Genomic DNA, 23178 nt, shown 5'->3' with positions numbered 1-23178 from the left:
TGGACCGGCGGCGGTCGGCTGCCGCGGCGAGCCCTCATCGTGCCACGGTGGCAGGAGCGTCGGGGGACCTTGTGGGTGATCTGTGCAGGCGAGCGCCCCGGAGGGCCGGAACGTCGAGGTCACGGCGTCCCCCGGTGCGAGAATGCGCGCATGAAGGGACGCGTGCTGGTGGTCGACGACGACACCGCGCTGGCCGAGATGATCGGGATCGTGCTGCGCTCGGAGGGCTTCGAGCCGGTCTTCTGCGAGGACGGTGACGAGGCGCTCGCGACGTTCCGGGCCACCCAGCCGGACCTCGTCCTGCTCGACCTCATGCTGCCCGGCAAGGACGGCAACGAGGTCTGCCGGCAGATCCGCGGCGAGTCGGGCGTGCCGATCGTCATGCTCACCGCCAAGAGCGACACCGTGGACGTCGTGCTGGGCCTCGAGTCCGGCGCCGACGACTACATCTCCAAGCCGTTCAAGCCTAAGGAGCTCGTCGCGCGCGTCCGCGCCCGGCTGCGCCGCAGCGACGAGCCCGCGCCGGAGCACCTGTCGATCGGCGACGTGACGATCGACGTGCCGGGTCACCGCGTCGCGCGTGCGGGCCGGCCGATCTCCCTGACGCCGCTCGAGTTCGACCTCCTGGTCGCGCTCGCGCGCAAGCCGTGGCAGGTGTTCACGCGTGAGGTCCTGCTCGAGAAGGTCTGGGGCTACCGCCACGCCGCGGACACCCGTCTCGTCAACGTCCACGTGCAGCGCCTGCGCAGCAAGATCGAGACCGACCCCGAGCAGCCCGAGATCGTCGTGACGGTCCGCGGCGTGGGCTACAAGGCGGGCGTGACGCCGACGTGACGTGGAAGGGGACGGCGCAGTGCCGCGGGTGAACGGCACCTGGCGGCTCGTCCGGGCACGGACGCTGCGCCGGGTACGGAGCTGGCCGCGCGCGTGGCGTTCGTCGCTGCAGCTGCGCGTGATCGCGACGACGCTCGCGATCGGGCTCGTCGCGCTCGCGTGCATCGGCGCGTACGTCACGGACCGCATGCGCGACGGCCTCTTCGACGCGCGGGTGCAGCAGGTGCTCGAGGACAGCGCGCGCAGCACGCAGCAGGTGCAGGACGCGTTCAACTCCTCGACCGCGTTCAGCTCGTCGACCGGGTCGACCGGGGCACAGATCCAGCGCCTGCTCAACGACGTGACGGCGGCGCAGCGCACGGGCGGCCTGGGGGAGCGGCGCGACGTGTTCCTCCTGCGCGCCCCGCGGCAGCCCAGCACCGTCCCGGTGTTCAACCTCGGCTCGGAGAAGCTGGTCGGGCTGATCAGCCACGACCTCATCACCGCCACGGCAACGGGCGGCCAGCACTGGCAGTCCGTCGGAGCCGAGTTCGACGGACGCGTCGAGCCGGCCGTGATGGTCGGGCAGGACGTCACGGTCCCCGTCGTCGGGACGTTCCAGCTGTTCTTCCTCTACAGCCTCCAGTCGGAGCAGCAGCGCCTCGACTTCCTCGAGCGCACCCTCGGCCTGGCGGCGGTCGCGCTCGTCGCGCTCCTCGGTGGGATGACGTTGCTCGTCACGCGGCAGACGGTGAGCCCGGTGCGCAGCGCCGCCCAGGTCGCCGAGCGCCTCGCCGACGGCCACCTCGAGGAGCGCATGCCGGAGCGCGGGGACGACGAGATGGCGACGCTCGCACGCTCGTTCAACGAGATGGCGGAGTCCCTCCAGGACCAGATCGGCCAGCTCGAGGAGCTGTCGGCCGTCCAGCGGCGGTTCGTCTCCGACGTCTCGCACGAGCTGCGCACCCCGCTGACGACGATCCGGATGGCCGGCGAGGTCATCCACGCCGCGCGCGGCGACTTCGACCCCGCCGTCAAGCGCTCGGCCGAGCTGCTGCAGACCCAGCTGGACCGGTTCGAGGACCTGCTCGCGGACCTGCTCGAGATCAGCCGCTTCGACGCGGGCGCCGCCGTGCTCGACGCCGAGCGTCGCGACGTCCGCGACGTCGTCATCTCCGCCGTCGACCACTCCGCGCCGCACGCCGAGCGCCGCGGCTCGTGGCTGAGCGTGCAGCTGCCCGAGGACCGGTGCTTCGCCGACATCGACCCGCGCCGCGTCGAGCGCGTGCTGCGCAACCTGCTGGTCAACGCCGTGGAGCACGCCGAGGGCTCGCCGATCGAGATCACCGTCGGCGCCGACGAGTACGCCGTCGCGGTCACGGTCCGCGACCACGGCGTCGGCATGACGAAGACCGAGTCGGAGCACGTCTTCGACCGCTTCTGGCGCGCCGACCCGGCGCGGGCGCGCACCACGGGCGGCACGGGCCTCGGCCTCGCGATCTCGCTCGAGGACGCGCACCTGCACGGCGGCTGGCTCGAGGCGTGGGGGCGGCCCGGCCGCGGCGCGAGCTTCCGGCTGACGCTGCCTCGCCGCGCGGGCATCCGGCTCACGGACTCGCCGCTGCCGCTCGTGCCGGACGAGACGCCGACCACGGTGCCCGTCCCGGTCGCACGGCCCCGCACGGACCCCGCCGCGCTCCCCGACATGCCCGACCTGCCCGACGACCACCTGCTGCCGGAGGAGGTGCGATGACCGAGAACCGCGTGCACCGCACCCGAGGCTCCCGGCGCGCCCGCCGCGCGCTCCCCGCCGCGATCACGGCGCTCGCCGCCCTGGCGCTCGCCGCGTGCACCGGCCTGCCGACCTCCGGCGCCGTCCAGGCGAGCGACGTCAAGGTGAGCGCCGCGCCGGACATCGACGTGCTCGCCGAAGGCCCGGAGCCGGGCGCGAGCGCCGACGCGATCGTGGGGCGCTTCCTGCTGGCGCAGGGCTCGGGCTTCGCCGACAACTTCGGCGTGGCGCGCGAGTACCTCGCGGGCGACGCGCGCTCGGCGTGGAAGCCGCTCGCCGGGGTCGTCGTCGCGGGTGACGTCCACGTCGGCGCAGCGGCGCACGGCGAGGTCGCGGTGGACGTGTCGGTGCTGGGTCGCGTCGACGCGTCGGGGAACTACGCCGAGGCGGCGCCCGACGCGCACGAGACGGTGACGTTCGGGATGGTGCAGGACTCGAACGACGAGTGGCGCATCTCGACGGCGCCCGACGGCCTCGTGCTGCTCAACGACGTGTTCCAGCGGCAGTTCCGCCAGGCCGCGGTCTACTTCCTCTCGGCCGACAAGACGTACCTCGTGCCCGACACCCGCTGGTTCCCCGCGAAGAACCTGCAGACCTCCGTGATGGATGCCCTGCTCGCGGGACCGTCGCCCTGGCTCCAGGACGCGGTGACGACCGCGGTCCCGGCCGGCCTGCAGCTCAAGCCCGAGTCGGTGACGACCGCGGAAGGCGCGGCGCAGGTCAGCCTCGGGCCGTCGCCCGCGATCGCGAAGGACGACCGTCCGCTGCTGCTCGCGCAGATCGACGCGAGCCTCGCCGTGCTGCCCGGCGTGTTCTCGGTCCACGTCGACGCCAACGGCGTGCCGCTCGACGGCGCGCAGACGCTCAAGGGCGGCCCGATCGCGGCAGGGATCTCCAAGCCCCTCACGTTCCTGTCGGGTGGCCGGCTGGTCGAGCTCGACGGCGTGACCGTCTCGCCCGTGCGCGACGTCGGCTCGCTCGAGGGGCTCGGCGCGTCCGACCCCGCGACGGGTGCCGACGGCACGCGCGTCATGCTCTCGCACGGGCGGTCGCTCGTCACCGTGCCGACGGCGTCGGAGGCGGCCCAGGTGCTCTACGCCAGCGGGCCGCTCGTCGCGCCGTCCGTCGACCGGTTCGGATGGGCGTGGACGAGCAACGGCACCGACGTCGTCGCGGCGAGGGCCGGCGCGGCGCCCGTCACGATCCGCGCGGACTGGCTCGCCGGACGCACCGTCCGGTCCCTCCGGGTGGCGGCGGACGGCGCGCGCGTCGCGATCGTCTCGCACGGCGCCGACGGCGTGCGGGTCGACGTCGCGGGCGTCACGCGGGACGACCACGGGGTGCCGCGCCAGCTCGGCGTGCCGACACGCGCGGGCACGACGCTGACCGACGCGACGCAGGTCACGTGGGTCGACGAGGCCACCCTCGGCGTGCTGGGCCAGTCCGACGGCAGCACCTCGCCGTACGTCAACCTCGTGCCGGTCGCCGGTCCGACCACCGTCCTGCCGCAGATCGCCGACGTCGTGGATCTCGCGGGCGGCCCCTCGCTCGTCGTCGCCACGAAGGACGGCACGCTGCGGCGGTTCGTCACGCCGACGTGGGTGCAGGTCGACGGCGTGACCGGCGCCTCCGACCCGTCCTACCCCGGCTGACGTCGAGCCGCCCACAGCCCCGCAGCGGACGCGCGCGTCCCCCACCCGGGGCGATGGAGCGTGCCCGGGCGCCCGGGCGGCGCACCCTGGCTGCGTGCCGCGACCGTCCGCCTCGAGCCTCCTGCCGGCCCTGCCCGTCGCCGGTGCGCGGGTCGCCGGCCCGCGGAGCCTGCTGGCTGAGCTGGCCGGCCTGGTGGTCCCCGTCGCCTGCGGGGGCTGCGGGCTGCCCGACGTGCCCTGGTGCGCCGGCTGCGCGGCGCTGCTGACCGTCCGGCCGTGGCGGTGCGAGGAGCGCGCGGCCCGGCTCGACCGGCTCGACGGCAGACCCCTTCCGGTCTGGACGCTGGCCGAGGGCGTCGGCGCGGCGCGGCAGGCGGTCGTCGCGTGGAAGGACCGCGGACGCGTCGACCTGACGCCGCGGTTCGCCGCGGCCCTGCGCGACGCCGGCCGGACGGTCGCACTGGCGGCTCCCGCGGTACCCGCATCGGCGGCGCTGCGCGTCGTGGGCGCGCCGTCGTCGCCCGCGGCCCGGCGCCGTCGAGGGGGCAACCTCGTGGACGCGCTGGCACGCGGAGTCGCGGCCGGGCTGACGGCGGGCGGTGTCGCGGCCGTGCCTTCTGACGCGCTGCGCCGGCGACCCGGTGCCGACCAGGTGGGCCTCGGGGCGCGCGGGCGGGCGCGGAACCTCGCAGGGCGCGTGCGCGTGCGCGGCGGCGGCGAGCTCGAGGTGCGCGGGCGGGCGGTCGTCCTCGTCGACGACGTGCTCACGACCGGCGCCACGCTCGCCGCGTCTCGCGCCGCGCTCGAGTCCGCGGGTGCCGTCGTGGTCGGGGCGTTCACGCTCGCGTCGACGCCGCCGCCGGGCGTGGCGCCGCCGTCCCACGAGGTGCCGAGTGCCCGGCCGCCCGGGTGAACACGTCCCAGGGGCGAGACGGTGGGACGTCTGGGCTGCCCCTGCGCGTGCAGCGGGACTAGCGTTGAGGCTCAGAGCCGACGCCGTCGGACCGGGTCCTGAGCCCCGGTCCGCGACACCGGGAGGAGGTGAGGCCCCCCGACTGCCCGCGAGGGCGGCCCCACTCACCCGGGCGGGCGCGTTCCCGCCCCAACACTCCCAGGAGGCTCCTATGGAGATCGTGGTTGCCGGCCGGCACACCGAGGTGCTCCCGAAGTATCGGGCGCACGTCGAGCAGAAGCTCGCGAAGGTCGAGCAGCTGGCCCCCCGTGCGCAGCGCGTCGACGTGCTCGTGTCGCGCGAGGCGAACCCCCGCCAGTCCGAGAGTCGTGAGCGCGTCGAGCTCACGGTCGTCGACCGGGGGCCCGTCATCCGCGCCGAGGCGTGTGCCGACGACCGCTACGCAGCGCTCGACCTCGCGCTCGGCAAGCTGCTCGAACGGCTTCGCCGCTCGCGCGACCGGCGCAAGGCGCACCGCAACCACACTCCGCTCGCGCCCGTCGACGTCCGCCCGCCCGAGGCGGCCGACGAGCAGGTGCCCGCCGCGGCGTCGTCAACCGACGGCACTGTCGAGACCACCCTCGGCGACTCGCCGGTGGTGATCCGCGAGAAGGTGCACCCGGCGCAGCCCATGACGGTCGACGACGCGCTCTACGAGATGGAGCTCGTCGGCCACGACTTCTTCCTGTTCGTCGACGCCGAGACGGCTCAGCCCTCGGTCGCCTACCGGCGCCACGGCTGGAGCTACGGCGTCATCAAGCTCGACACGCCCGTCGCGAACGGGGCCGAGACCCCGGCGCACGCCGCGGTGGGCTGACCGGCAGGACAGACGGCGCCCGGCGCGCGGCCCGAACCCGCGCCGGGCGTCGCCGTGCCCGGCCACCGACGTCCGCCGGGCGCTGCCCGAACCGCCGGCGGCGGCCTCTCGTGCCCGCCGCGATGTCGGTGGTCCGCGGCAGGATGGCGCCGTGCCCCGGCCCGAGAAGCTGTCCCTGTCCCACGCGCGTCGCACGTTGCTGCGGGCGCACGGCCTGGACGCGCCGCGACCGTCGCGGACCGGACCGGTGACGCTGCGGCAGGTCGAGCAGCTCGGCACGCGGCTCGGCGTCGTGCAGATCGACTCCGTGAACGTGCTGGCGCGCGCGCACCTGGTCCCGGCGTTCTCGCGGCTCGGTCCGTACGACGTCGGGCTCCTCGACCGCGCGACGGGAAGCGCACCGCGTCGGCTCGTGGAGTCCTGGGCGCACCAGGCGTCGTTCGTGCCGGTCGAGTCGTACCCGTTGCTCGAGTGGCGCCGCCAGGCGTACCAGCGCGAGGCGTGGGGCGGCATCGCCGCGGTGGCGACGACGCACGGGAACATCGTCGACGACGTCCGCGCGATCGTCGCGGAGCGCGGCCCGGTCACCGCGAGCGAGGTCCAGGTGGAGTTCGAGGCCGAGCACCCGACGCGCAAGGTCGAGTGGGGCTGGAACTGGTCGATCGCCAAGCGCGTGCTGGAGTTCCTGTTCTTCACGGGAGAGGTCGCGTCGGCGGGCCGCAACCCGGCGTTCGAGCGCCGCTACGACCTCACCGAGCGGGTGCTGCCGGCGCACGTCTTGGCGGCGACCCCGCCCGACGAGCCGGACGCGGTCCGCGAGCTCGTCGCGATCGCGGCTCGCGCGCACGGCATCGGCTCGACCCGCTCGCTCGCCGACCACTTCCGCCTGCGCATGGCGCCCACGCAGCGCGCGATCGACGAGCTCGTCGAGGACGGCGTGCTGACCCCGGTGCAGGTCGACGGCTGGGGCCGCGCCTACCGGCACCGCACCGCGACCACGCCGCGTCGCGCGACCGGCGCGGCCCTCCTCAACCCGTTCGACCCGCTCGTCTTCGAGCGCCGCACCGTCGAGGCACTGTTCGGGCTGCGCTACCGCATCGAGGTCTACGTGCCCGAGCCGAGACGCGTGTGGGGCTACTACGTCCTGCCGTTCCTGCTCGGCGAGGAGCTCGCCGCGCTCGTCGACCTCAAGGCGGATCGCGCTGCGGGCGTCCTCGAGGTCCGCGCGGCGCACGGCACGCTCGGGACGGCTGGCGCGGGACCCGCCGCCGTCGCCGCCGCGCTCGCGGCGGAGCTCGAGCTCGCCGCGCGCTGGCTCGGCCTGGACTCGGTGCGCGTCGGGTCCGCGACCCGGCCGGCCGCGGGTGACCTCGCGGCCGAGGTCCGTGCCGCGACCGCCGCCGTCGCAGCCTGACGCCGGGATCCGGTCGGCCCGGATCGCCTCGACCCCCGGTCGCCTCGCCTACCATGGACAGGCCCGGCCGTGCGGCCGGACCACAGCCGCCCCGACGCCGTGCGCGGACGGGCACCCACCACGTCGGGAGTCATGCGTGTCCGCGATCGTCGACAAGATCCTGCGCATCGGTGAGGGCCGCGTCCTCAAGAGGCTCGCGGGCATCGCCGAGCAGGTCAACGTGCTGGAACCCGACTTCAAGGGCCTCAGCGACGCCGAGCTGCGCGAGGAGACCGACCGGTTCAAGGCGCGTCTCGCCGAGGGCGAGACCCTCGACGACCTCCTCGCCGAGGCGTTCGCCACGGTGCGGGAGGCCAGCCGCCGCACGCTCGGCCAGCGTCACTTCGACGTCCAGCTGATGGGCGGCGCGGCCCTCCACCTCGGCAACATCGCCGAGATGAAGACCGGTGAGGGCAAGACGCTCGTCGCGACCGCGCCCGCGTACCTCAACGCGCTGTCGGGCAAGGGCGTCCACGTCGTCACCGTCAACGACTACCTCGCGGGCTACCAGAGCGAGCTCATGGGCCGCGTGTACCGCTTCCTCGGCCTGACCAGCGGCTGCATCATCGCGACGCAGACTCCCGCCGAGCGCCGCGTGCAGTACGCCGCCGACATCACCTACGGCACCAACAACGAGTTCGGCTTCGACTACCTGCGCGACAACATGGCGTGGAGCACCGACGAGCTCGTGCAGCGCGGCCACAACTTCGCGATCGTCGACGAGGTCGACTCGATCCTCATCGACGAGGCGCGCACGCCGCTCATCATCTCGGGGCCCGCGTCCGGCGACACGAACCGCTGGTACGCCGAGTTCGCCCGCGTCGTGCGTCGGCTCGAGCGCGAGCGTGACTACGAGGTCGACGAGAAGAAGCGCACGGTCGGCGTCCTGGAGCCGGGCATCGCGCGCGTCGAGGACTACCTCGGCATCGACAACCTCTACGAGTCGCTCAACACGCCGCTCATCGGCTTCCTCAACAACGCGATCCGCGCCAAGGAGCTGTTCAAGCGCGACAAGGACTACGTCGTGCTCCAGGGCGAGGTGCTCATCGTCGACGAGCACACCGGCCGCATCCTGCCGGGCCGCCGCTACAACGAGGGCATGCACCAGGCGATCGAAGCGAAGGAGGGCGTGGCGATCAAGGCCGAGAACCAGACGCTCGCCACGATCACGCTGCAGAACTACTTCCGGCTGTACTCGAAGCTCTCGGGCATGACGGGTACGGCCGAGACCGAGGCCGCCGAGTTCCAGGGCACGTACAAGCTCGGCGTCGTCCCGATCCCGACGAACCGCGACATGCAGCGCATCGACCAGAAGGACTTCGTCTACAAGTCGGAGGACGGCAAGTTCGACGCGGTCGTCACCGACATCGTCGAGCGGCACGCCAAGGGCCAGCCGGTGCTCGTCGGCACGGTCAGCGTCGAGAAGTCCGAGCTGCTGAGCTCCAAGCTCAAGAAGCAGGGCGTCCCGCACGAGGTCCTCAACGCGAAGCAGCACGCGCGCGAGGCGTCGATCGTCGCGCAGGCGGGCCGCAAGGGAGCCGTCACGGTCGCGACGAACATGGCCGGCCGCGGCACCGACATCATGCTCGGCGGCAACGCGGAGTTCATGGCGGTCGCCGACCTGGCGGCGCGTGGCCTCGACCCGGCGGAGAACGCGGAGGAGTACGAGGCCGCCTGGCCGGACGCGCTCGACAAGGCCAAGGAGGCCGTCTCCGCCGAGCACGACGAGGTCGTCGAGCTGGGTGGCCTCTACGTCCTCGGCACCGAGCGCCACGAGTCCCGCCGCATCGACAACCAGCTGCGCGGGCGTTCCGGCCGTCAGGGCGACCCGGGCGAGTCGCGGTTCTACCTGTCGATGCAGGACGACCTCATGCGCCTGTTCAACTCGGGTGCGGCCGAGGCGCTCATGACGCGCGCGGGCTTCCCGGAGGACATGCCGCTCGAGTCGAAGATCGTCACGCGCTCGATCCAGAGCGCGCAGGCGCAGGTCGAGTCGCGCAACTTCGAGATCCGCAAGAACGTCCTCAAGTACGACGACGTTCTCTCCCGCCAGCGCGAGGTCATCTACGACCAGCGTCGCCGCGTGCTCGAGGGCGAGGACCTGCAGGACCAGATCACGCACTTCCGCGGCGACGTCCTCAAGGCGTACATCCAGGGCGCGACCGTCGAGGGCCGCCCGGAGGACTGGGACCTCGAGGCGCTGTGGACCGCTCTCAAGGCGATCTACCCCGTGTCGATCGAGGTCGACGAGGTCGTCGAGCAGGCCGGCGGCCTGACGCGGCTGACGCCTGAGCTCGTCGAGACCGAGATCCTCTCCGACGCCGAGCACGCCTACGCCGAGCGCGAGGAGGCCATCGGGTCGGAGAACATGCGCCAGCTCGAGCGCCGCGTGGTGCTGTCCGTGCTGGACCGCAAGTGGCGCGAGCACCTCTACGAGATGGACTACCTCAAGGAGGGCATCGGCCTGCGCGCGATGGCTCAGCGCGACCCGCTGGTCGAGTACCAGCGCGAGGGCTTCCAGCTGTTCAACGCGATGACCGACGCCATCAAGGAGGAGTCGGTCGGCTACCTCTTCAACCTCGAGGTGCAGGTCGCCGAGGACGAGCAGCCGGCGGTGTCCGTGGACGCCGCTGCTGCCGCGGCCACCTCGGGCGGCGCCGCGGCGGCGCTCGGTGGCGGCGCGCGTCTGGTCGCGAAGGGGATCGACGGCCCGGAGGAGCGCGCCCCGCTGCAGTACTCGGCGCCCTCGACCGACGGCGACGGCGGCGTCGTGACCATCGGTGACGCGGGTGGCGGCGCGGCCGGCTCGTCGTCGGGCGACGGCGCGGGCAACCGTGCGGACCGCCGGAAGGCCGCCAAGCAGCGCAAGCGCTGAGCAGCGCAAGCGCTGAGCAGCGCGTGCGAGGGGCCGGGAGCTGCACGCTCTCGGCCCCTCGCGCGTTGGCCGGAGCGGCGCGGGTCGCCCGGCGCCGGGCGCCTCGGCGAGGTGCCGCGACCGTCGGCGAGCGGGCTTAAGTCGTAGGACGATCCCCGCCGCCCGGGTGAGGATGAGGCCATGAGTGCGACCGTCCAGGCCCGCGGCGTGGCGGCCGCCTTCGGTGACCGCGAGCTGTTCTCCGGGCTCGACCTCGTCGTCGCGCCGGGTGACGTCGTCGGCCTCGTCGGACCGAACGGCGCCGGCAAGTCCACGCTGCTGCGGATCATCGCCGGCCTGCGCGCGCCCGACGCCGGCTCGGTCACGGTCTCGCCCACGGACGCGCAGCTCGGCTACCTGGCTCAGGAGCCCGAGCGGATCGAGGGCGAGACCGTCCTGGCACACCTCGAGCGCCGCACGGGCGTCGCCGCCGCGCAGGCGGCGCTGGACGCGGCCGCCGACGGCCTCGCCGCGAGCGCGCCCGGCGCCGACGACGCGTACGCCCACGCGCTGGAGCGGTGGCTCCACCTCGGTGGCGCCGACCTCGACGCGCGCGCGGGCGCGGTCGCGGACGACGTGGGACTCGGCGTCGGCCTCGACCACCCCATGACGGGCCTGTCCGGCGGCCAGGCCGCGCGGGTCGGGCTCGCGGCGCTGCTGCTGTCGCGCTACGACCTGTTCCTGCTCGACGAGCCGACCAACGACCTCGACGCCGACGGGCTCGACCTCCTCGAGGACTTCGTGCGCCGCGCGGCCGCGCCGATCGTCGTGGTGAGCCACGACCGCGAGTTCCTCAGCCGCACGGTGACGTCCGTCGTCGAGATCGACCGCAGCCTCCAGCGCGTCGCGACGTACGGCGGCAGCTACGACGCGTACCTCGACGAGCGGTCGACGGCGCGCCGCCAGGCGCGCGAGGCCTACGAGGACTTCGCGGCCCGCCGCGACGCCCTCCAGGCGCGCGCCCGCATGCAGCGTGCCTGGATGGAGAAGGGCGTCCGCAACGCCCGCCGCAAGGCGACGGACAACGACAAGTTCATCCCGGCGTTCCGCGCCGACTCGGCCGAGAAGCAGGCGGCCAAGGCACGCCAGACGGAGCGGATGATCGAGCGGCTCGAGGTCGTCGAGGAGCCACGCAAGGAGTGGCAGCTCCGCATGACGATCGCGGCGGGCCCGCGCTCGGGTGACGTCGTCGCGACGGCGCGCGAGGCGCTCGTGCACCGGGGCGAGTTCGCGCTCGGACCCCTGTCGCTGCAGCTGGACCGGCTCGATCGCGTGGCGGTCACCGGGCCGAACGGCGGAGGGAAATCGACGCTGCTGGCGATGCTGCTGGGCCGGCTCGAGCCCGATGCGGGTGCCGTGTCGCTCGGGTCGGGCGTGCTCGTCGGCGAGATCGACCAGGCTCGCGACGCGTTCGAGGGCGAGGCGCCGCTGGGCGACGCGTTCGCGCGCGAGGTGCCGGACTGGCCGACGGCCGACGTACGCACGCTGCTCGCCAAGTTCGGGCTCGGCGGGCACGCCGTGGGCCGCCCGGCGACGGAGCTGTCGCCGGGGGAGCGGACGCGCGCAGCCCTCGCGCTGCTCCAGGCGCGGGGCGTCAACCTGCTCGTGCTCGACGAGCCGACGAACCACCTCGACCTGCCCGCCATCGAGCAGCTCGAGCAGGCGCTCGACTCGTTCGACGGCACGATCCTGCTGGTGACGCACGACCGGCGGATGCTCGACACGGTGCGGCTCACGCGCCGCTGGCACGTCGAGGCGGGCCGCGTCACCGAGGTCAAGCCCTGACCGTAGGCGTGCGCGCGTCAGCCGATCTCGAGCGCCGTCGCGCGCCACTGGCCGCGCCAGCCCTCGAGCCGCACCGCGACGGCCCGGACACGGTCCGCGTCCTCGGCGACGACCGCAGCCTCGACGACCCCTGGCGCGACGACGCACACGCGCACCCGGCGCACCGACGGGTGGCGCCCGGCGGCACTGCCTGATCCGATCGCCTGCGCGGTCAGCGCCGCCCGCATGCGCAGCACCTCGTAGACGCCCGGCGTGACCCACCGCGCGAGCTGAGCCACGCTCCGCCGCCCGGCGAGCACCTCGACGGCGCCCAGCGCGATGCCGCACGCCACCTGCTGCGGGTCGGCGTCGGGCGGCGCGCCCGGCTCGTCGGCACCGTCGAGCACGAGCTCCCGATCGGCCGCGCGCAGCGCGCGGACCCGCTGCCGCAGCGTCGGCACCGCCGGGACGACCGGGTCGGTCGCGACCGGCGGCCGGCCCGACGGCAGCGCCGGCACGAGGCGCATCCGCGGTCGGCTGCTCGTCGCCGGGGGTGAACCGACGTCAGCGCGGTCGCGGTGCTGCGTGGCCGGCACCGCCTCGATGTGTCCCGGGCCGCCGGACCCGCGCGTGCCCGGCCGTGACTGACCGTCGGCGCGCGTGGCCAGCTCGCCGAACGTCTGCTCCGCGGGCGTCGTCTCGACCGCCAGCGCGCTCACGGCGCGACCCCGGCGGGGACCGCGAGCACCTGACCGGGAAGCAGCAGCCCCGGGTCGTCGCCGATCGTGTCGCGGTTCGCGGCGTACCAGGCCGGCCAGGCGGCGGCGATGGTGGCGTCGTCGGCACCGGGCGGGAGGTGGCGGGCCGCGATTCGCCAGAGGCTGTCGCCCCGACGCACGACGACCGTCGCGGCTCGTGCCGCGGGCCCTCCCGACGGGTGCGGCGAGGCGGCCGTCGCGGCGACCCCGGTCGCGGCGCGGCTCCGGGTCGTCCCGGCAGGGTGCAGCGGGTGCGCCGCGGCGGCCGACGCGGGAGCGTCCTGCTCACCGACCGTCAGCTGATCGGCACCCATGCCGGCAGGACGCGGTGAGTCGCCGCGCGCTGTCTGGTCCGGGCCGGTGTCCGCGGCCGGCGCCCGCCCTCCGTCGCCCGGCACGGTGGCGCCGCCGGCGGCGCCGCCCGGGACTGTGCCCCCGGGTGTGGTGGTGCGTCCGCGTGGCTCAGGGGCGTCGCGCGGCACCGACCCGCTGCCCGCCTGGGCGGCCGCTTCCCGTGGCGTCCCCGGGACGGCAGTGCCGGCCGGTGGTTCTGCCGCCCGGTCGCCGGGACGAGGATCCGCGGCCGCGGTGTCCTGCCCGGAGGTCACGACCCAGCCCAGGTCGATGGTGCTCCCCGCCGCCTCGACCGACGCGCCCGTCGACGGGGGTGCCGGGGCGTCAGCCGCGTACGCGGCTGACGCGAGCCCCGCACCGAGACCGCCGACCACCGCGACGGTCAGCGCGCGGCGCACGACCGCCGGCGCGAACCGGTGGAGCGCACGCTCCCCGGTGCGCCACGTCGCACCGACCAGGCGCAGTGCGAGACAGGCGGCGGCCAGTGCGGCGCACGCAGCCATCCACGCCGCGACGAGCGCGCCGACGCCGACGACGGCCGCTTCGACGGCGACGTCGACCTGCATCGGAACGGGGCCGCTCGCGAGGCCGCGCGCGGTGGTGCCGAGCACGAGCGCCGTCCCCCCGGCGACACACGCTCCGAGCCCCATGCCCGCGGCGCGTCCGGCGGTCGCACCGGCCGCCCGTGCGCGGTCGGCGGTCCTCTTCGTCGTCGTCATCGACGAGCCCCCTTGGTCGAGTTTGATGTCGTTTGGTGCGCATAGGTCTACTTAGACCAGAGTCGGCTGTCCACCGGTGTCCGCGAATCGGACATCACGGGCGCGCGGCCTCGCCTACGGTTCGGGGGTGCGGTGGGAGGCATTGTTCGGGGACCTCGAGGCGCAGCTGGACGCGACACGACGCGCGGACCTGCAGGCCGAGCTCGGTGAGCGCGTGCGCGCCGAGCGCTCGAGCGTCTCGGTCGTCGACCGCGTCCGAGCGGCGTCGGGCGCGCGGCTCAGGGTCTGGGTCGCGGGCGGCCTCGTCGTCGAGGGCGACGCGATCGAGGTGGCGACGCAGTGGGTCCTGCTCGCGGACGGGGTGCGGCGCGTCCTGGTCCCGACCGACGCGCTGGTCGGGATGGCGGGTCTGCCGGCCATCGCCGCGCCGCCGGCCGGTGCCGTCGAGCGGAGGCTCTCGCTCGGACACGTGCTCCGTGCGCTCGCGCGCGACCGGGCCGCCGTGGTCGTGGTCGCGGACGGCTACGAGCTCGGTGGGCGGCTCGAGCGGGTCGGCGCCGACCATGTCGACGTGACGCCGGTCGGCGGCGGCGCGGCGGCGCTGCGCACCGTCCCGTTCGGCGCCCTGCGGGTCGTCCGCTCGGGCTGACCGGCGCCGGCGCGCACGCGGCGCCCCCGCGCTGACCGCGGCGGCGCGCTGGCCGGGCGGGCTGCCTCAGCGCTCGGCGGCAGCCTTGTCCGGGGTCGAGCCCTCGCGCTCGCCCCGGCGGATGCGCCGCTCGGTCTCCGAGTACATCCGCTGGATGTACTCCTCCAGGTCGTCCTGCGAGATGCGCCACTGACCGCGGCCACCGATCTGCATCGCGCGCAGGTCACCGTTGTGGACGAGGGCGTACGCCTGCGGCATCGAGACGTTGAGGATCTCGGTCACGTCGGTGAGCGTGAGGAACCGGGAGACCATGCCCGCAGTGTGGCACGCGGTGGCGGCGTGTCCGGGTTGTCCACAATGCTCCCCCCACGACATCCGGCCCGTCGGCAGGATGTGCCGACGAGGAGGTGGTCGACCGTGCAGACGGCCGTGCTGGAGCTGCCCGCGCCTGCGGCGAACCGGCTGCGCCGGCCGAGCTGGCGCGACCCGCGGCTGCTCGCGGGCATCGCGATGGTCGCGGCGGCGGTGGCGCTGGGGTCCTGGATCGTGCGCTCGGCGCAGCACGAGGTGCCGGTCTACGCGGCGCGGCACGCGCTCGTGGCGGGGGAGCAGCTCCACGCGGACGACCTCGTGGTCGTCGGCGTCCGTGGAATCGCGCTCGACCGGTACCTCGCCGCGCGCGGCGCGGTCGCCACCGACCTCGTCGCGCTGCGCACCGTCGGGGCGGGGGAACTCGTGCCACGGGCCGCGGTCGGGGACGGCTCCTCGGTCGACGTCCGGTCGGTCGCCGTGCCGCTCCAGGCCCCCCCGGGGCGCGACCTGCAGGTGGGCGCCGTGGTCGACCTGTGGTTCACGCCCCGGCCGGACGCCGACCGGGCAGCAGGCGCGCCGGGTGCGCGACCGATCGCGCAGAAGGTGGTCGTCTCGGAGGCCAGCTCGGGCGACGGCGCGTTCACGACCGGGTCCGGCGCCACGGTGCACGTGCTCGTGCCGACGGCCCAGCTCGCGGACGTGCTCGAGGCGCTCGCGGCCGACGGGACGGTCGACGTCGTGCCCCTGCCCGGCGGCGTGCCGGGGTCGGAGGGCTGACATGGCCGTCGGCGTGCTCTGCGCGGTCAGCGGCGAGTCCGAGACCGCCATCGTCCGGGCCGTCGAGGACACGCGCGGGCGGTTGAACGTCGTCCGACGGTGCGCGGACCTCGCCGAGCTGCTCGCCGCGGCCGAGGCGGGGCTCGGCGGGCTCGCCGTCGTGTCGTCGGACCTCGAGCTCCTCGACGCCGAGTCGGTCGACGTGCTGCACCGCGCGGGCGTGCAGGTGGTCGGCGTCGTCGAGCGCGACCGGCCCTGGCTCGCGGAACGGCTCGCGGCGTGCGGGGTGGACCTCGTCGTGGAGGCACCCGACGACGAGCTCGCCGCGCGCAGCCTCGTCGAGGACGCCCTCGTCGTCCTCGACCGCGGGTCGCCGCGGCCGCCCGAGATCCGCCTGCCGGCCGGCGGCCGACCGGACGCGCCGATGCCGCTCCCGACGGAGCGCGGTCGGCTCGTCGCCGTGTGGGGCCCCACCGGAGCGCCGGGCCGCACGACCGTCGCCGTCAACGTGGCCGCCGAGCTCGCCGCCGGTGGGAGCCGGACGCTCCTGGTCGACGCGGACACGTACGGCGGCTCGGTCGCACAGGTCGTGGGCCTGCTCGACGAGGCCCCCGGTCTCGCCGCGGCGGCCCGGGTGGGAGTCCAGGGTGCGCTCGACCTGGTCGGGCTCGCCCGGCTCGCACCCGTCCTGGCGCCGGACCTGAGGGTGCTGTCGGGTATCTCGCGTGCCGACCGCTGGCCCGAGCTGTCGGCACCGGCGCTCGAGCCCGTGTGGCGCACCGCGCGGTCGCTCGCGCGGTGGACGGTCGTCGACTGCGGGTTCTGCCTCGAGGAGGACGAGGCCCTCAGCTACGACACCCGTGCGCCGCGCCGGAACGCCGCCACGCTGAGCGCGCTCGAGGCCGCCGACGTCGTCGTCGTCGTAGGTGCCGCGGACCCGGTGGGCGTCCAGCGTCTCGTGCGCGGCCTCGGTGAGCTGTCCGACCACGGGCTGGGCGCGCACCGGGTGGTGGCGGTCAACCGCGTCCGGGCCTCGGTCGCCGGTCCGCGTCCCGCCGAGGCGGTGGCCGACGCGCTCGCGCGGTACGCCGGCGTGGCGTCACCGCACCTGCTCCCGGACGACGGCCAGGCGCTCGACACGGCGCTGCTCTCTGCGCGCACGCTGCGCGAGATCGCCCCCGGATCGGCGCTGCGGCGCGCGATCGCGGCGCTGGCGGCGGCGCTCGACGGCGTGGCAACGGCCGCGGACCCCGACGACGTGGCGACGCTTGCACGGGCCGGCGCCTGACCACCGGGCACACTGTCCCCGTGCGCATCTACCTGCCCGCGACGCTCGACGAGCTCGACCCTGCGGCCCCGCTGCTGACCGGGAGACGCGCCCACGCGGTGACGACGGCGCTTCGCGCGGCCCTGCCGGACGAGGACGAGGAGGGGCTCGAGTTCGTCGCCCAGCTCGAGGCCGCCGACCTGTCGCTCGAGCTCCTGGCGCGCGATCCGGGAGCCCCGCGCCTGCGGCTCGTCGTCTCGGCCGACGTGCCCGAGACCTCCGTCGGGGCGGTCGAGGACGACGACGCACCGCCGAGCGCGGTCGACGTCCTGCAGGAGGTCGTGGCCGCGCAGATCGTGTGCTTCCTCGTCGACGAGCCGGCGGCGTCGGAGGACGTCGCGCTCGCCGCTGCCGGCGACGCGGCGGCGCTCGAACGGCTCGAGGAGGCCGACCTGCTCTGGTACGACGCGTCCGAGCTCGGGGCGGTCCCGCGCCCCTGACCGGGCCCGCTCCGCCGCGCGCGATCCGCGCGCCGCGAGCTTCGGGTGGGCTTCGTCACGTCCGAGCCGCGACGGCGGTGCGCGGTTGGACCACTGGCGCGAGGCTCGGGTAGTGTTCACCGCCGGTACGACGTCCGGTGGACGGCGGAGGGCCCACGGGTCGCCCGCCCAGCCGTCGGGGGTCATACCCCCATGGGGTATGGTGTAATTGGCAGCACGACTGATTCTGGTTCAGTTAGTCTAGGTTCGAGTCCTGGTACCCCAGCGCGAGCACCGCTGGCCGTGCGTTCCGAGTTCGGGGCGTCGGGTAGAGTGTTCACCTGCAGGAGGCCCCCGGGTCTCCACGGCAGCAAGGCCCCCGTTGTGTAGCGGCCTAGCACGCCGCCCTCTCACGGCGGTAGCGCCGGTTCGAATCCGGTCGGGGGTACGTCAAGGCCCGGTCACCCAGGTGACCGGGCCTTCGTCGTTCCCCGGCGCCGCTGCCCGCCGTCGACAGCTCCGCCGTGCGAGGAGCGGGGGTTGCAGGTCCGCGCCGACCGGTCTCAGGCGACGGGAACACGATCGTGCCGACGTGCGGCCGGATCCCACCGCGCCGACACGTGATCGCCGCGCGGACGCGTGAGAGCCGTGCCGACGCGTGATGGCCGTGCCGACACGCGATCGCCGTGCCGACACGCGACAGCCGTGCCGACGCGAAGGCCGCCCGCCCGCCGGCGAGCGCCACGAGTCGCGGGCGCGTGCCCGTGACGACGAACGCCCCGGCCCCCGACGTCGGGGCAGGGGCATTCGCGAGGTTCGACGCGTCAGTCCGCGGTGCGGCGCAGCACCTCGGTGAGCCGGTTCGCGGCGGAGACGACCGCAGCGGCGTGCAGGCGGCCCGGCTGGCGCGACAGCCGCTCGAGCGGTCCGGACACCGAGACGGCCGCCACGACGCGCCCCGACGGCCCGCGCACGGGAGCGGAGACCGACGCCACGCCGACCTCGCGCTCGGACACCGACTGCGCCCAGCCGCGCCGACGGACGCCGGACAGGATCGTCGCGGTGAACTTGGCGCCCTGGAGGCCGCGGTGCAGCCGGTCGGGCTCCTCCCACGCGAGCAGGATCTGCGCGGCCGAGCCGGCCTGCATCGTCAGCGTCGCGCCCACGGGGATCGAGTCGCGCAGGCCGATCGGACGCTCGGCGGCCGCGACGCAGATGCGCATGTCGCCCTGGCGGCGGTAGAGCTGTGCGCTCTCGCCGGTGTGGTCGCGCAGCGCCGCGAGAACCGGGCCGGCGGCGGCGAGCAGGCGGTCCTCGCCGGCTGCCGTGGCGAGCTCCGACAGCCGCGGCCCCAGGACGAACCGCCCCTGCATGTCGCGCGCGACCAGACGATGATGTTCGAGAGCAACTGCGAGCCGGTGCGCGGTGGGGCGCGCCAGGTGGGTGGCCGTCACCAGCTGCGCGAGGGTGGCAGGGCCGGCCTCGAGAGCGCTGAGGACGGACGCGGCCTTGTCCAGCACGCCGACTCCGCTAGAGTTGTCCATAGGTCGATATTGGCGTCTCAGGGGCTGAGATGCAAGCCGATCGGCCTTCGAACCCCGGAACACCCCCATCCGGGCTAGCAGAACAGGACCGAGAACATGGCCGGCACGTTGGCGGAGAAGGTCTGGGACGCGCACGTCGTGCGACGTGGCACGGACGGTGCGCCCGACCTCCTCTACATCGACCTCCACCTCGTCCACGAGGTGACGAGCCCCCAGGCGTTCGAGGGTCTGCGGCTCGCGGGCCGTCCGGTCCGCCGACCGGACCTGACGATCGCGACCGAGGACCACAACACCCCGACGCTCGACATCGACCGGCCGATCGCCGACGCCACGAGCCGGACGCAGATCGACACGCTGCGCAACAACGCGGCCGAGTTCGGCGTGCGCATCCACTCCCTCGGCGACGCCGACCAGGGGATCGTCCACCAGGTGGGACCGCAGCTCGGGCTGACGCAGCCCGGCCTGACGGTCGTCTGCGGCGACAGCCACACGTCGACGCACGGCGCGTTCGGCGCGCTCGCGTTCGGCATCGGCACGTCCGAGGTGGAGCACGTGCTCGCGACCCAGACGCTGCCGCTCGCCCCGTTCAAGACGATGGCGATCACGGTCAACGGGCAGCTCCCGCCGGGCGCGACGAGCAAGGACATCATCCTGGCGATCATCGCCAAGATCGGCACCGGCGGCGGGCAGGGCTACGTGCTCGAGTACCGCGGCGAGGCGATCCGCGAGCTGACGATGGAAGCTCGCATGACGATCTGCAACATGTCGATCGAGGCGGGCGCGCGCGCCGGCATGATCGCGCCGGACGAGACCACGTTCGCGTACCTGAAGGGCCGGCCGCACGCGCCCGAGGGCGAGGACTGGGACGCCGCCGTCGAGTACTGGACGACGCTGCGCTCGGACGACGACGCGGAGTTCGACGCCGAGGTGGTCCTCGAGGCCGCCGACCTCGAGCCGTTCGTCACGTGGGGCACCAACCCGGGCCAGGGCCTGCCGCTGTCGGGCGCCGTGCCGGTCCCCGAGCAGATCGCCGACGAGAACGAGCGCGTCACCGCCGAGCGTGCGATCGAGTACATGGGCCTGACGCCCGGCCAGCCGTTGCGCGAGATCAAGGTCGACACGGTGTTCATCGGCTCGTGCACCAATGGGCGCATCGAGGACCTGCGCTCGGTCGCGAAGGTGCTCCAGGGCCGCAAGAAGGCCGACGACGTGCGCGTGCTCGTCGTCCCCGCGTCGGCGCGCGTGCGGCTCCAGGCGGAGGCCGAGGGGCTCGACCGGATCTTCCTCGACTTCGGTGCGGAGTGGCGCAACGCCGGCTGCTCGATGTGCCTCGGCATGAACCCTGACCAGCTCGCTCCGGGGGAGCGCGCGGCGTCGACCTCGAACCGCAACTTCGAGGGTCGCCAGGGCAAGGGCGGTCGTACGCACCTCGTGTCGCCTCTCGTCGCGGCGGCGACCGCCATCCGCGGCACGCTGTCGTCCGTGGCCGACCTCGACCTGCCGGCCGACACCGACCTGTCGTCCTTCGACGGCACGCCCCTCGCCCCGCTCGACCCGCGCGTGCTCGTGCAGGTCTGACGCCGAAGACGACCGGAGAAGACTCATGGAGAAGTTCACCCAGCACACCGGCGTCGGCGTCCCGCTGCGGCGCAGCAACGTCGACACCGACCAGATCATCCCAGCCGTCTACCTCAAGCGCGTCACGCGCACGGGCTTCGAGGACGCGCTGTTCGCGGCGTGGCGCGGCGACCCGTCGTTCGTCCTCAACCAGGACGCGTACCGCAGCGGTTCGGTGCTCGTGGCCGGCCCCGACTTCGGCACCGGCTCGTCGCGTGAGCACGCGGTGTGGGCGCTCAAGGACTACGGCTTCCGCGTGGTGATCTCGGCGCGCTTCGCCGACATCTTCCGCGGCAACTCGGGCAAGCAGGGTCTGCTGGCCGCCGTGGCCTCGCAGGAGGACATCGAGCTGATCTGGAAGATCCTCGAGACGCGCCCGGGCACGGAGATCACCGTCGACCTCGAGTCGAAGACGATCACGTGCGACGACGTCGTGGTGCCGTTCCAGGTCGACGACTACACCCGGTGGCGTCTGCTCGAGGGGCTCGACGACATCGGCCTGACGCTGCAGCACGCGGACGAGATCGCCTCGTTCGAGCAGCAGCGCGCGTCGTGGCGGCCGACGACGCTGCCCGCGAAGCATCTCCCGACGGTCGAGATCAAGGCCGCGCGCCCGGTGGTCCCGGTCGAGATCGGTCACCGACCCGGCGCCTGACCGCCGCACCGACCAGACCGGAGCCCGCAGCGACACGCTGCGGGCTCCGGTCATTTCGGCCATCTCGCCGCGCACGGTGGCCTAGCGTGTTCGCGGGTGGTCCGCGCCCCGCGGGCCACGATCCCTGCGGTGAAGGGAACGTCCATGGTCGGCAAGGCTCAGATCGTCGAGGGGATCGCGGCCCGCGGTGCCAGCCGGGCGGCCGCCACGGCGGCACTCGATGCGGTGCTCGCGGAGATCACGGACGCGCTCGCCGCGGGTGAGCGGGTCACGCTCACCGGGTTCGGCACGTTCGAGGCCGTGGCGCGCACCGAGCGCACGGCGCGCAACCCGCGCACGGGATCGACCGTGACCGTCGCAGCCACGACGGTCGCCCGGTTCCACCCGGGCGCCGGGCTGCGCGAGGCCGTCGCCGCAGGTGGTGGCCACGACGGCCGGCCGCCGATCGACCTCTCGGGCCTCGACACCACCGTGACGGGCAACGTCAAGAAGTACCGCGCGACGCCGCCTCCGGCCGAGGCGCCCAGCCCCGCCGCAGCCGGCGCCGCCACGGCCGCTGTGGCGGCGAGCGGTGCTGCCGACGGCGGCAAGGCGACGGGCGGGCGCGGCGGCAAGGTCACGGACGCGAAGCGCGCCCACGCGAAGGACGTGACGAAGGACAAGGCGAAGAGCAAGGACAAGTCCCACGGCAAGGACAAGTCCCACGGCAAGGACAAGTCCCACGGCAAGGACAAGTCCTACGGCAGGGACAAGTCCTACGGCAGGGACAAGTCCTACGGCAGGGACAAGTCCCACGGCAAGGGCAAGTCGAAGGGCGACAAGGCGAAGGCCAAGGGAAAGAAGAAGAAGAAGTAGCCGACGGGCGGGACCCGCCGTCGATCAGGCCGGCGGGCCGCCGCGCGCCAGGGCGAGCAGGTCCGCCGGCTTCGTCGCAGGCGCCCAGTGCGACTCGATCCACCACGTGACGCCCGCCTCGGCCAGGGCCGCGAGACGGTCCGCGCGCTCCGCGCGGTCCGTGGGCAGCGTGCCGTCGAGCACCACGTCGTACGGCTCGTCGGGCAGTCCCTGCTCGGCGCGCAGCTCGTGCACGCGCGTGACGGCCCGAGCCGCGTCCTCGGGCGTCCAGGGCTCCTCGCTGCGCAGGCGCTGGAGGAGCACGCCGTCCCACCGCGCGGCACGCGCGAGCGAACGGTCGCTCGGCCACGCGCCCACCACCCAGACCGGTGGCCGGGGCCGCTGGACGGGGAGGGGGAGGAAGTGCGCGTCCTCGATGCCGTGCGCGGCGCCGTCGAACGAGAACTTCTCGCCGCGCAGCGCCCGCTCGAGGAACTCGAGGCTCTCGTCCAGGAGCGCCGCACGATCGCGCGCAGCCGACGGCAGGCCTCGCACGCGCGCCACGGCCGCGTCGTCCGTCACGCCGAGCCCCACGGGCAGCACGAGCCGGCCGCCCGAGAGGTGGTCCACCGTGAGCACGTCGCGGACGAGCTCCCACGGCAGGCGCCTGCCCGGCGCGAACACGACGGCGCCGAGCCGGAGGCGGCTCGTGGCCTGCGCCGCCGCCCCCAGCAGCGTCCACGGGGCCCACGACGGCCAGTCGCCGAGGCTGACGCCGTCCCACGTGAACCACCCGTCCCAGCCTGCGCGCTCGGCCTCGACGGCCACCTCCAGCAGCTCGGACGGCGAGCCCCACGTCCCGGTGATGCCGAACCTCATCTGACCCCGACCTCTCGCACTCGGACGGACGCGAACCCGCACTCCACGTCGACCCGGCCGCCCCAGGGACGCGCCGCGGCCGCCGTGGCGGTGTCGTCGCCTCCGTCGACCGTAGCCGGGGCCGCCGACACGCGGCCCCCGCGGATCCGCCACACGCCGCGCGCAGGATGTGACTCG

The 23178-nt window shown here is 74.5% G+C and carries 20 protein-coding genes and 2 tRNA genes; 17 read left to right on the top strand and 5 right to left on the bottom strand.

Going from position 1 to position 23178, the window contains the following annotated elements:
* The first annotated feature begins 150 nt into the window (after positions 1-150).
* The 8 genes from mtrA (at position 151) to QRT04_RS03490 (ending at position 12178) form a co-directional block, all read left to right on the top strand.
* Positions 151-834, top strand: a complete 684-nt coding sequence (gene mtrA / locus QRT04_RS03525; protein ID WP_289453533.1) for an MtrAB system response regulator MtrA — start codon at positions 151-153, stop codon at positions 832-834.
* Positions 835-862: 28 nt separating this feature from the next.
* Entirely contained in the window at positions 863-2566 is a 1704-nt protein-coding gene (gene mtrB, locus QRT04_RS03520) for an MtrAB system histidine kinase MtrB (RefSeq protein ID WP_289453532.1), read from the top strand.
* Complete coding sequence (locus tag QRT04_RS03515; protein ID WP_289453530.1) at positions 2563-4257, top strand: LpqB family beta-propeller domain-containing protein; 1695 nt, start codon at positions 2563-2565, stop codon at positions 4255-4257. The genes mtrB and QRT04_RS03515 overlap by 4 nt, the downstream gene beginning before the upstream one ends.
* A 94-nt stretch (positions 4258-4351) precedes the next feature.
* A complete protein-coding gene (locus QRT04_RS03510) occupies positions 4352-5170 on the top strand; it encodes a ComF family protein (RefSeq protein WP_289453529.1) in 819 nt (272 codons plus the stop codon).
* Between the two features lie 211 nt (positions 5171-5381).
* On the top strand, positions 5382-6026 hold the full coding sequence (gene hpf / locus QRT04_RS03505; RefSeq protein WP_289453527.1) for a ribosome hibernation-promoting factor, HPF/YfiA family: 645 nt from the start codon (positions 5382-5384) through the stop codon (positions 6024-6026).
* A gap of 151 nt (positions 6027-6177) precedes the next feature.
* Positions 6178-7440, top strand: coding sequence for a winged helix-turn-helix domain-containing protein (locus QRT04_RS03500; protein ID WP_289453526.1), 1263 nt, complete (start codon positions 6178-6180; stop codon positions 7438-7440).
* A 136-nt stretch (positions 7441-7576) separates the two neighbouring features.
* A complete protein-coding gene (gene secA / locus QRT04_RS03495) occupies positions 7577-10354 on the top strand; it encodes a preprotein translocase subunit SecA (protein WP_289453525.1) in 2778 nt (925 codons plus the stop codon).
* A 180-nt stretch (positions 10355-10534) separates the two neighbouring features.
* Positions 10535-12178 carry an ABC-F family ATP-binding cassette domain-containing protein gene (locus QRT04_RS03490; RefSeq protein ID WP_289453524.1) on the top strand — a complete coding sequence of 548 codons (1644 nt, stop codon included), beginning with the start codon at positions 10535-10537 and terminating at the stop codon, positions 12176-12178.
* Between the two features lie 17 nt (positions 12179-12195).
* On the opposite strand, the gene QRT04_RS03485 is transcribed toward QRT04_RS03490, so the two are convergent.
* Together QRT04_RS03485 and QRT04_RS03480 are read right to left on the bottom strand one after the other, a co-directional pair.
* Positions 12196-12876, bottom strand: coding sequence for an Rv3235 family protein (locus QRT04_RS03485; protein WP_289453523.1), 681 nt, complete (start codon positions 12874-12876; stop codon positions 12196-12198).
* Entirely contained in the window at positions 12873-13988 is a 1116-nt protein-coding gene (locus tag QRT04_RS03480; protein ID WP_289453521.1) for a LysM peptidoglycan-binding domain-containing protein, read from the bottom strand. Before QRT04_RS03480 ends, QRT04_RS03485 begins: the two co-directional genes overlap by 4 nt.
* A gap of 127 nt (positions 13989-14115) precedes the next feature.
* Here QRT04_RS03480 and QRT04_RS03475 point away from each other — a divergent pair, with 127 nt between their 5' ends.
* The gene (locus QRT04_RS03475; protein ID WP_289453520.1) at positions 14116-14637 is read left to right on the top strand and encodes a hypothetical protein; all 522 of its coding nucleotides are present in this window, start codon (positions 14116-14118) and stop codon (positions 14635-14637) included.
* A 66-nt stretch (positions 14638-14703) separates the two neighbouring features.
* On the opposite strand, the gene QRT04_RS03470 is transcribed toward QRT04_RS03475, so the two are convergent.
* A complete protein-coding gene (locus QRT04_RS03470; RefSeq protein ID WP_289453518.1) occupies positions 14704-14949 on the bottom strand; it encodes a helix-turn-helix domain-containing protein in 246 nt (81 codons plus the stop codon).
* Positions 14950-15054: 105 nt separating this feature from the next.
* Here QRT04_RS03470 and QRT04_RS03465 point away from each other — a divergent pair, with 105 nt between their 5' ends.
* From QRT04_RS03465 to QRT04_RS03445, 5 genes are all read left to right on the top strand, one after another.
* A complete protein-coding gene (locus QRT04_RS03465) occupies positions 15055-15726 on the top strand; it encodes a CpaB family protein (RefSeq protein ID WP_289453516.1) in 672 nt (223 codons plus the stop codon).
* A 1-nt stretch (position 15727) separates the two neighbouring features.
* On the top strand, positions 15728-17014 hold the full coding sequence (locus QRT04_RS03460; protein WP_289453514.1) for an AAA family ATPase: 1287 nt from the start codon (positions 15728-15730) through the stop codon (positions 17012-17014).
* Between the two features lie 20 nt (positions 17015-17034).
* Positions 17035-17493 (top strand): DUF6912 family protein, encoded by a 459-nt coding sequence (locus tag QRT04_RS03455; RefSeq protein ID WP_289453512.1) that lies wholly within the window; start codon positions 17035-17037, stop codon positions 17491-17493.
* 193 nt (positions 17494-17686) lie between these two features.
* Positions 17687-17758, top strand: a tRNA-Gln gene (locus tag QRT04_RS03450).
* Positions 17759-17847: 89 nt separating this feature from the next.
* Positions 17848-17920: transfer RNA gene (locus tag QRT04_RS03445), tRNA-Glu, on the top strand.
* Positions 17921-18296: 376 nt separating this feature from the next.
* Here the strand turns inward: QRT04_RS03445 and QRT04_RS03440 are convergent.
* Positions 18297-19016 (bottom strand): IclR family transcriptional regulator, encoded by a 720-nt coding sequence (locus tag QRT04_RS03440; RefSeq protein WP_289453511.1) that lies wholly within the window; start codon positions 19014-19016, stop codon positions 18297-18299.
* 96 nt (positions 19017-19112) lie between these two features.
* Between QRT04_RS03440 and leuC the strand changes: the two genes are divergently transcribed.
* The 3 genes from leuC to QRT04_RS17200 all read left to right on the top strand — a co-directional run bounded on the left by leuC (position 19113) and on the right by QRT04_RS17200 (position 22143).
* A complete protein-coding gene (gene leuC, locus QRT04_RS03435) occupies positions 19113-20594 on the top strand; it encodes a 3-isopropylmalate dehydratase large subunit (RefSeq protein ID WP_289453510.1) in 1482 nt (493 codons plus the stop codon).
* A gap of 25 nt (positions 20595-20619) precedes the next feature.
* Positions 20620-21288 (top strand): 3-isopropylmalate dehydratase small subunit, encoded by a 669-nt coding sequence (leuD, locus tag QRT04_RS03430; RefSeq protein ID WP_289453508.1) that lies wholly within the window; start codon positions 20620-20622, stop codon positions 21286-21288.
* Positions 21289-21417: 129 nt separating this feature from the next.
* On the top strand, positions 21418-22143 hold the full coding sequence (locus QRT04_RS17200; protein ID WP_407653544.1) for an HU family DNA-binding protein: 726 nt from the start codon (positions 21418-21420) through the stop codon (positions 22141-22143).
* A gap of 24 nt (positions 22144-22167) precedes the next feature.
* Here the strand turns inward: QRT04_RS17200 and QRT04_RS03420 are convergent, their stop codons facing one another.
* Complete coding sequence (locus QRT04_RS03420) at positions 22168-23001, bottom strand: LLM class flavin-dependent oxidoreductase (protein ID WP_289453506.1); 834 nt, start codon at positions 22999-23001, stop codon at positions 22168-22170.
* Positions 23002-23178: the final 177 nt, after the last annotated feature.

The sequence above is a fragment of the Cellulomonas alba genome (assembly GCF_030362835.1).
In the GTDB taxonomy this organism is placed as follows: Bacteria; Actinomycetota; Actinomycetes; order Actinomycetales; family Cellulomonadaceae; genus Cellulomonas; species Cellulomonas alba.
The sequence above is the reverse complement of the archived record's forward strand: the minus strand, read 5'-3'. Positions and strand labels throughout refer to the sequence as shown.

Coding starts and splice junctions, on each gene's coding strand:
- mtrA (WP_289453533.1), top strand. CDS start 151: ATGAAGGGACGCGTGCTGGTGGTCGACGACGACACCGCGCTGGCCGAG.
- QRT04_RS03515 (WP_289453530.1), top strand. CDS start 2,563: ATGACCGAGAACCGCGTGCACCGCACCCGAGGCTCCCGGCGCGCCCGC.
- hpf (WP_289453527.1), top strand. CDS start 5,382: ATGGAGATCGTGGTTGCCGGCCGGCACACCGAGGTGCTCCCGAAGTAT.
- QRT04_RS03490 (WP_289453524.1), top strand. CDS start 10,535: ATGAGTGCGACCGTCCAGGCCCGCGGCGTGGCGGCCGCCTTCGGTGAC.
- QRT04_RS03480 (WP_289453521.1), bottom strand. CDS start 13,988: ATGACGACGACGAAGAGGACCGCCGACCGCGCACGGGCGGCCGGTGCG.
- QRT04_RS03470 (WP_289453518.1), bottom strand. CDS start 14,949: ATGGTCTCCCGGTTCCTCACGCTCACCGACGTGACCGAGATCCTCAAC.
- QRT04_RS03460 (WP_289453514.1), top strand. CDS start 15,728: ATGGCCGTCGGCGTGCTCTGCGCGGTCAGCGGCGAGTCCGAGACCGCC.
- QRT04_RS03440 (WP_289453511.1), bottom strand. CDS start 19,016: ATGGACAACTCTAGCGGAGTCGGCGTGCTGGACAAGGCCGCGTCCGTC.
- leuC (WP_289453510.1), top strand. CDS start 19,113: ATGGCCGGCACGTTGGCGGAGAAGGTCTGGGACGCGCACGTCGTGCGA.
- leuD (WP_289453508.1), top strand. CDS start 20,620: ATGGAGAAGTTCACCCAGCACACCGGCGTCGGCGTCCCGCTGCGGCGC.
- QRT04_RS03420 (WP_289453506.1), bottom strand. CDS start 23,001: ATGAGGTTCGGCATCACCGGGACGTGGGGCTCGCCGTCCGAGCTGCTG.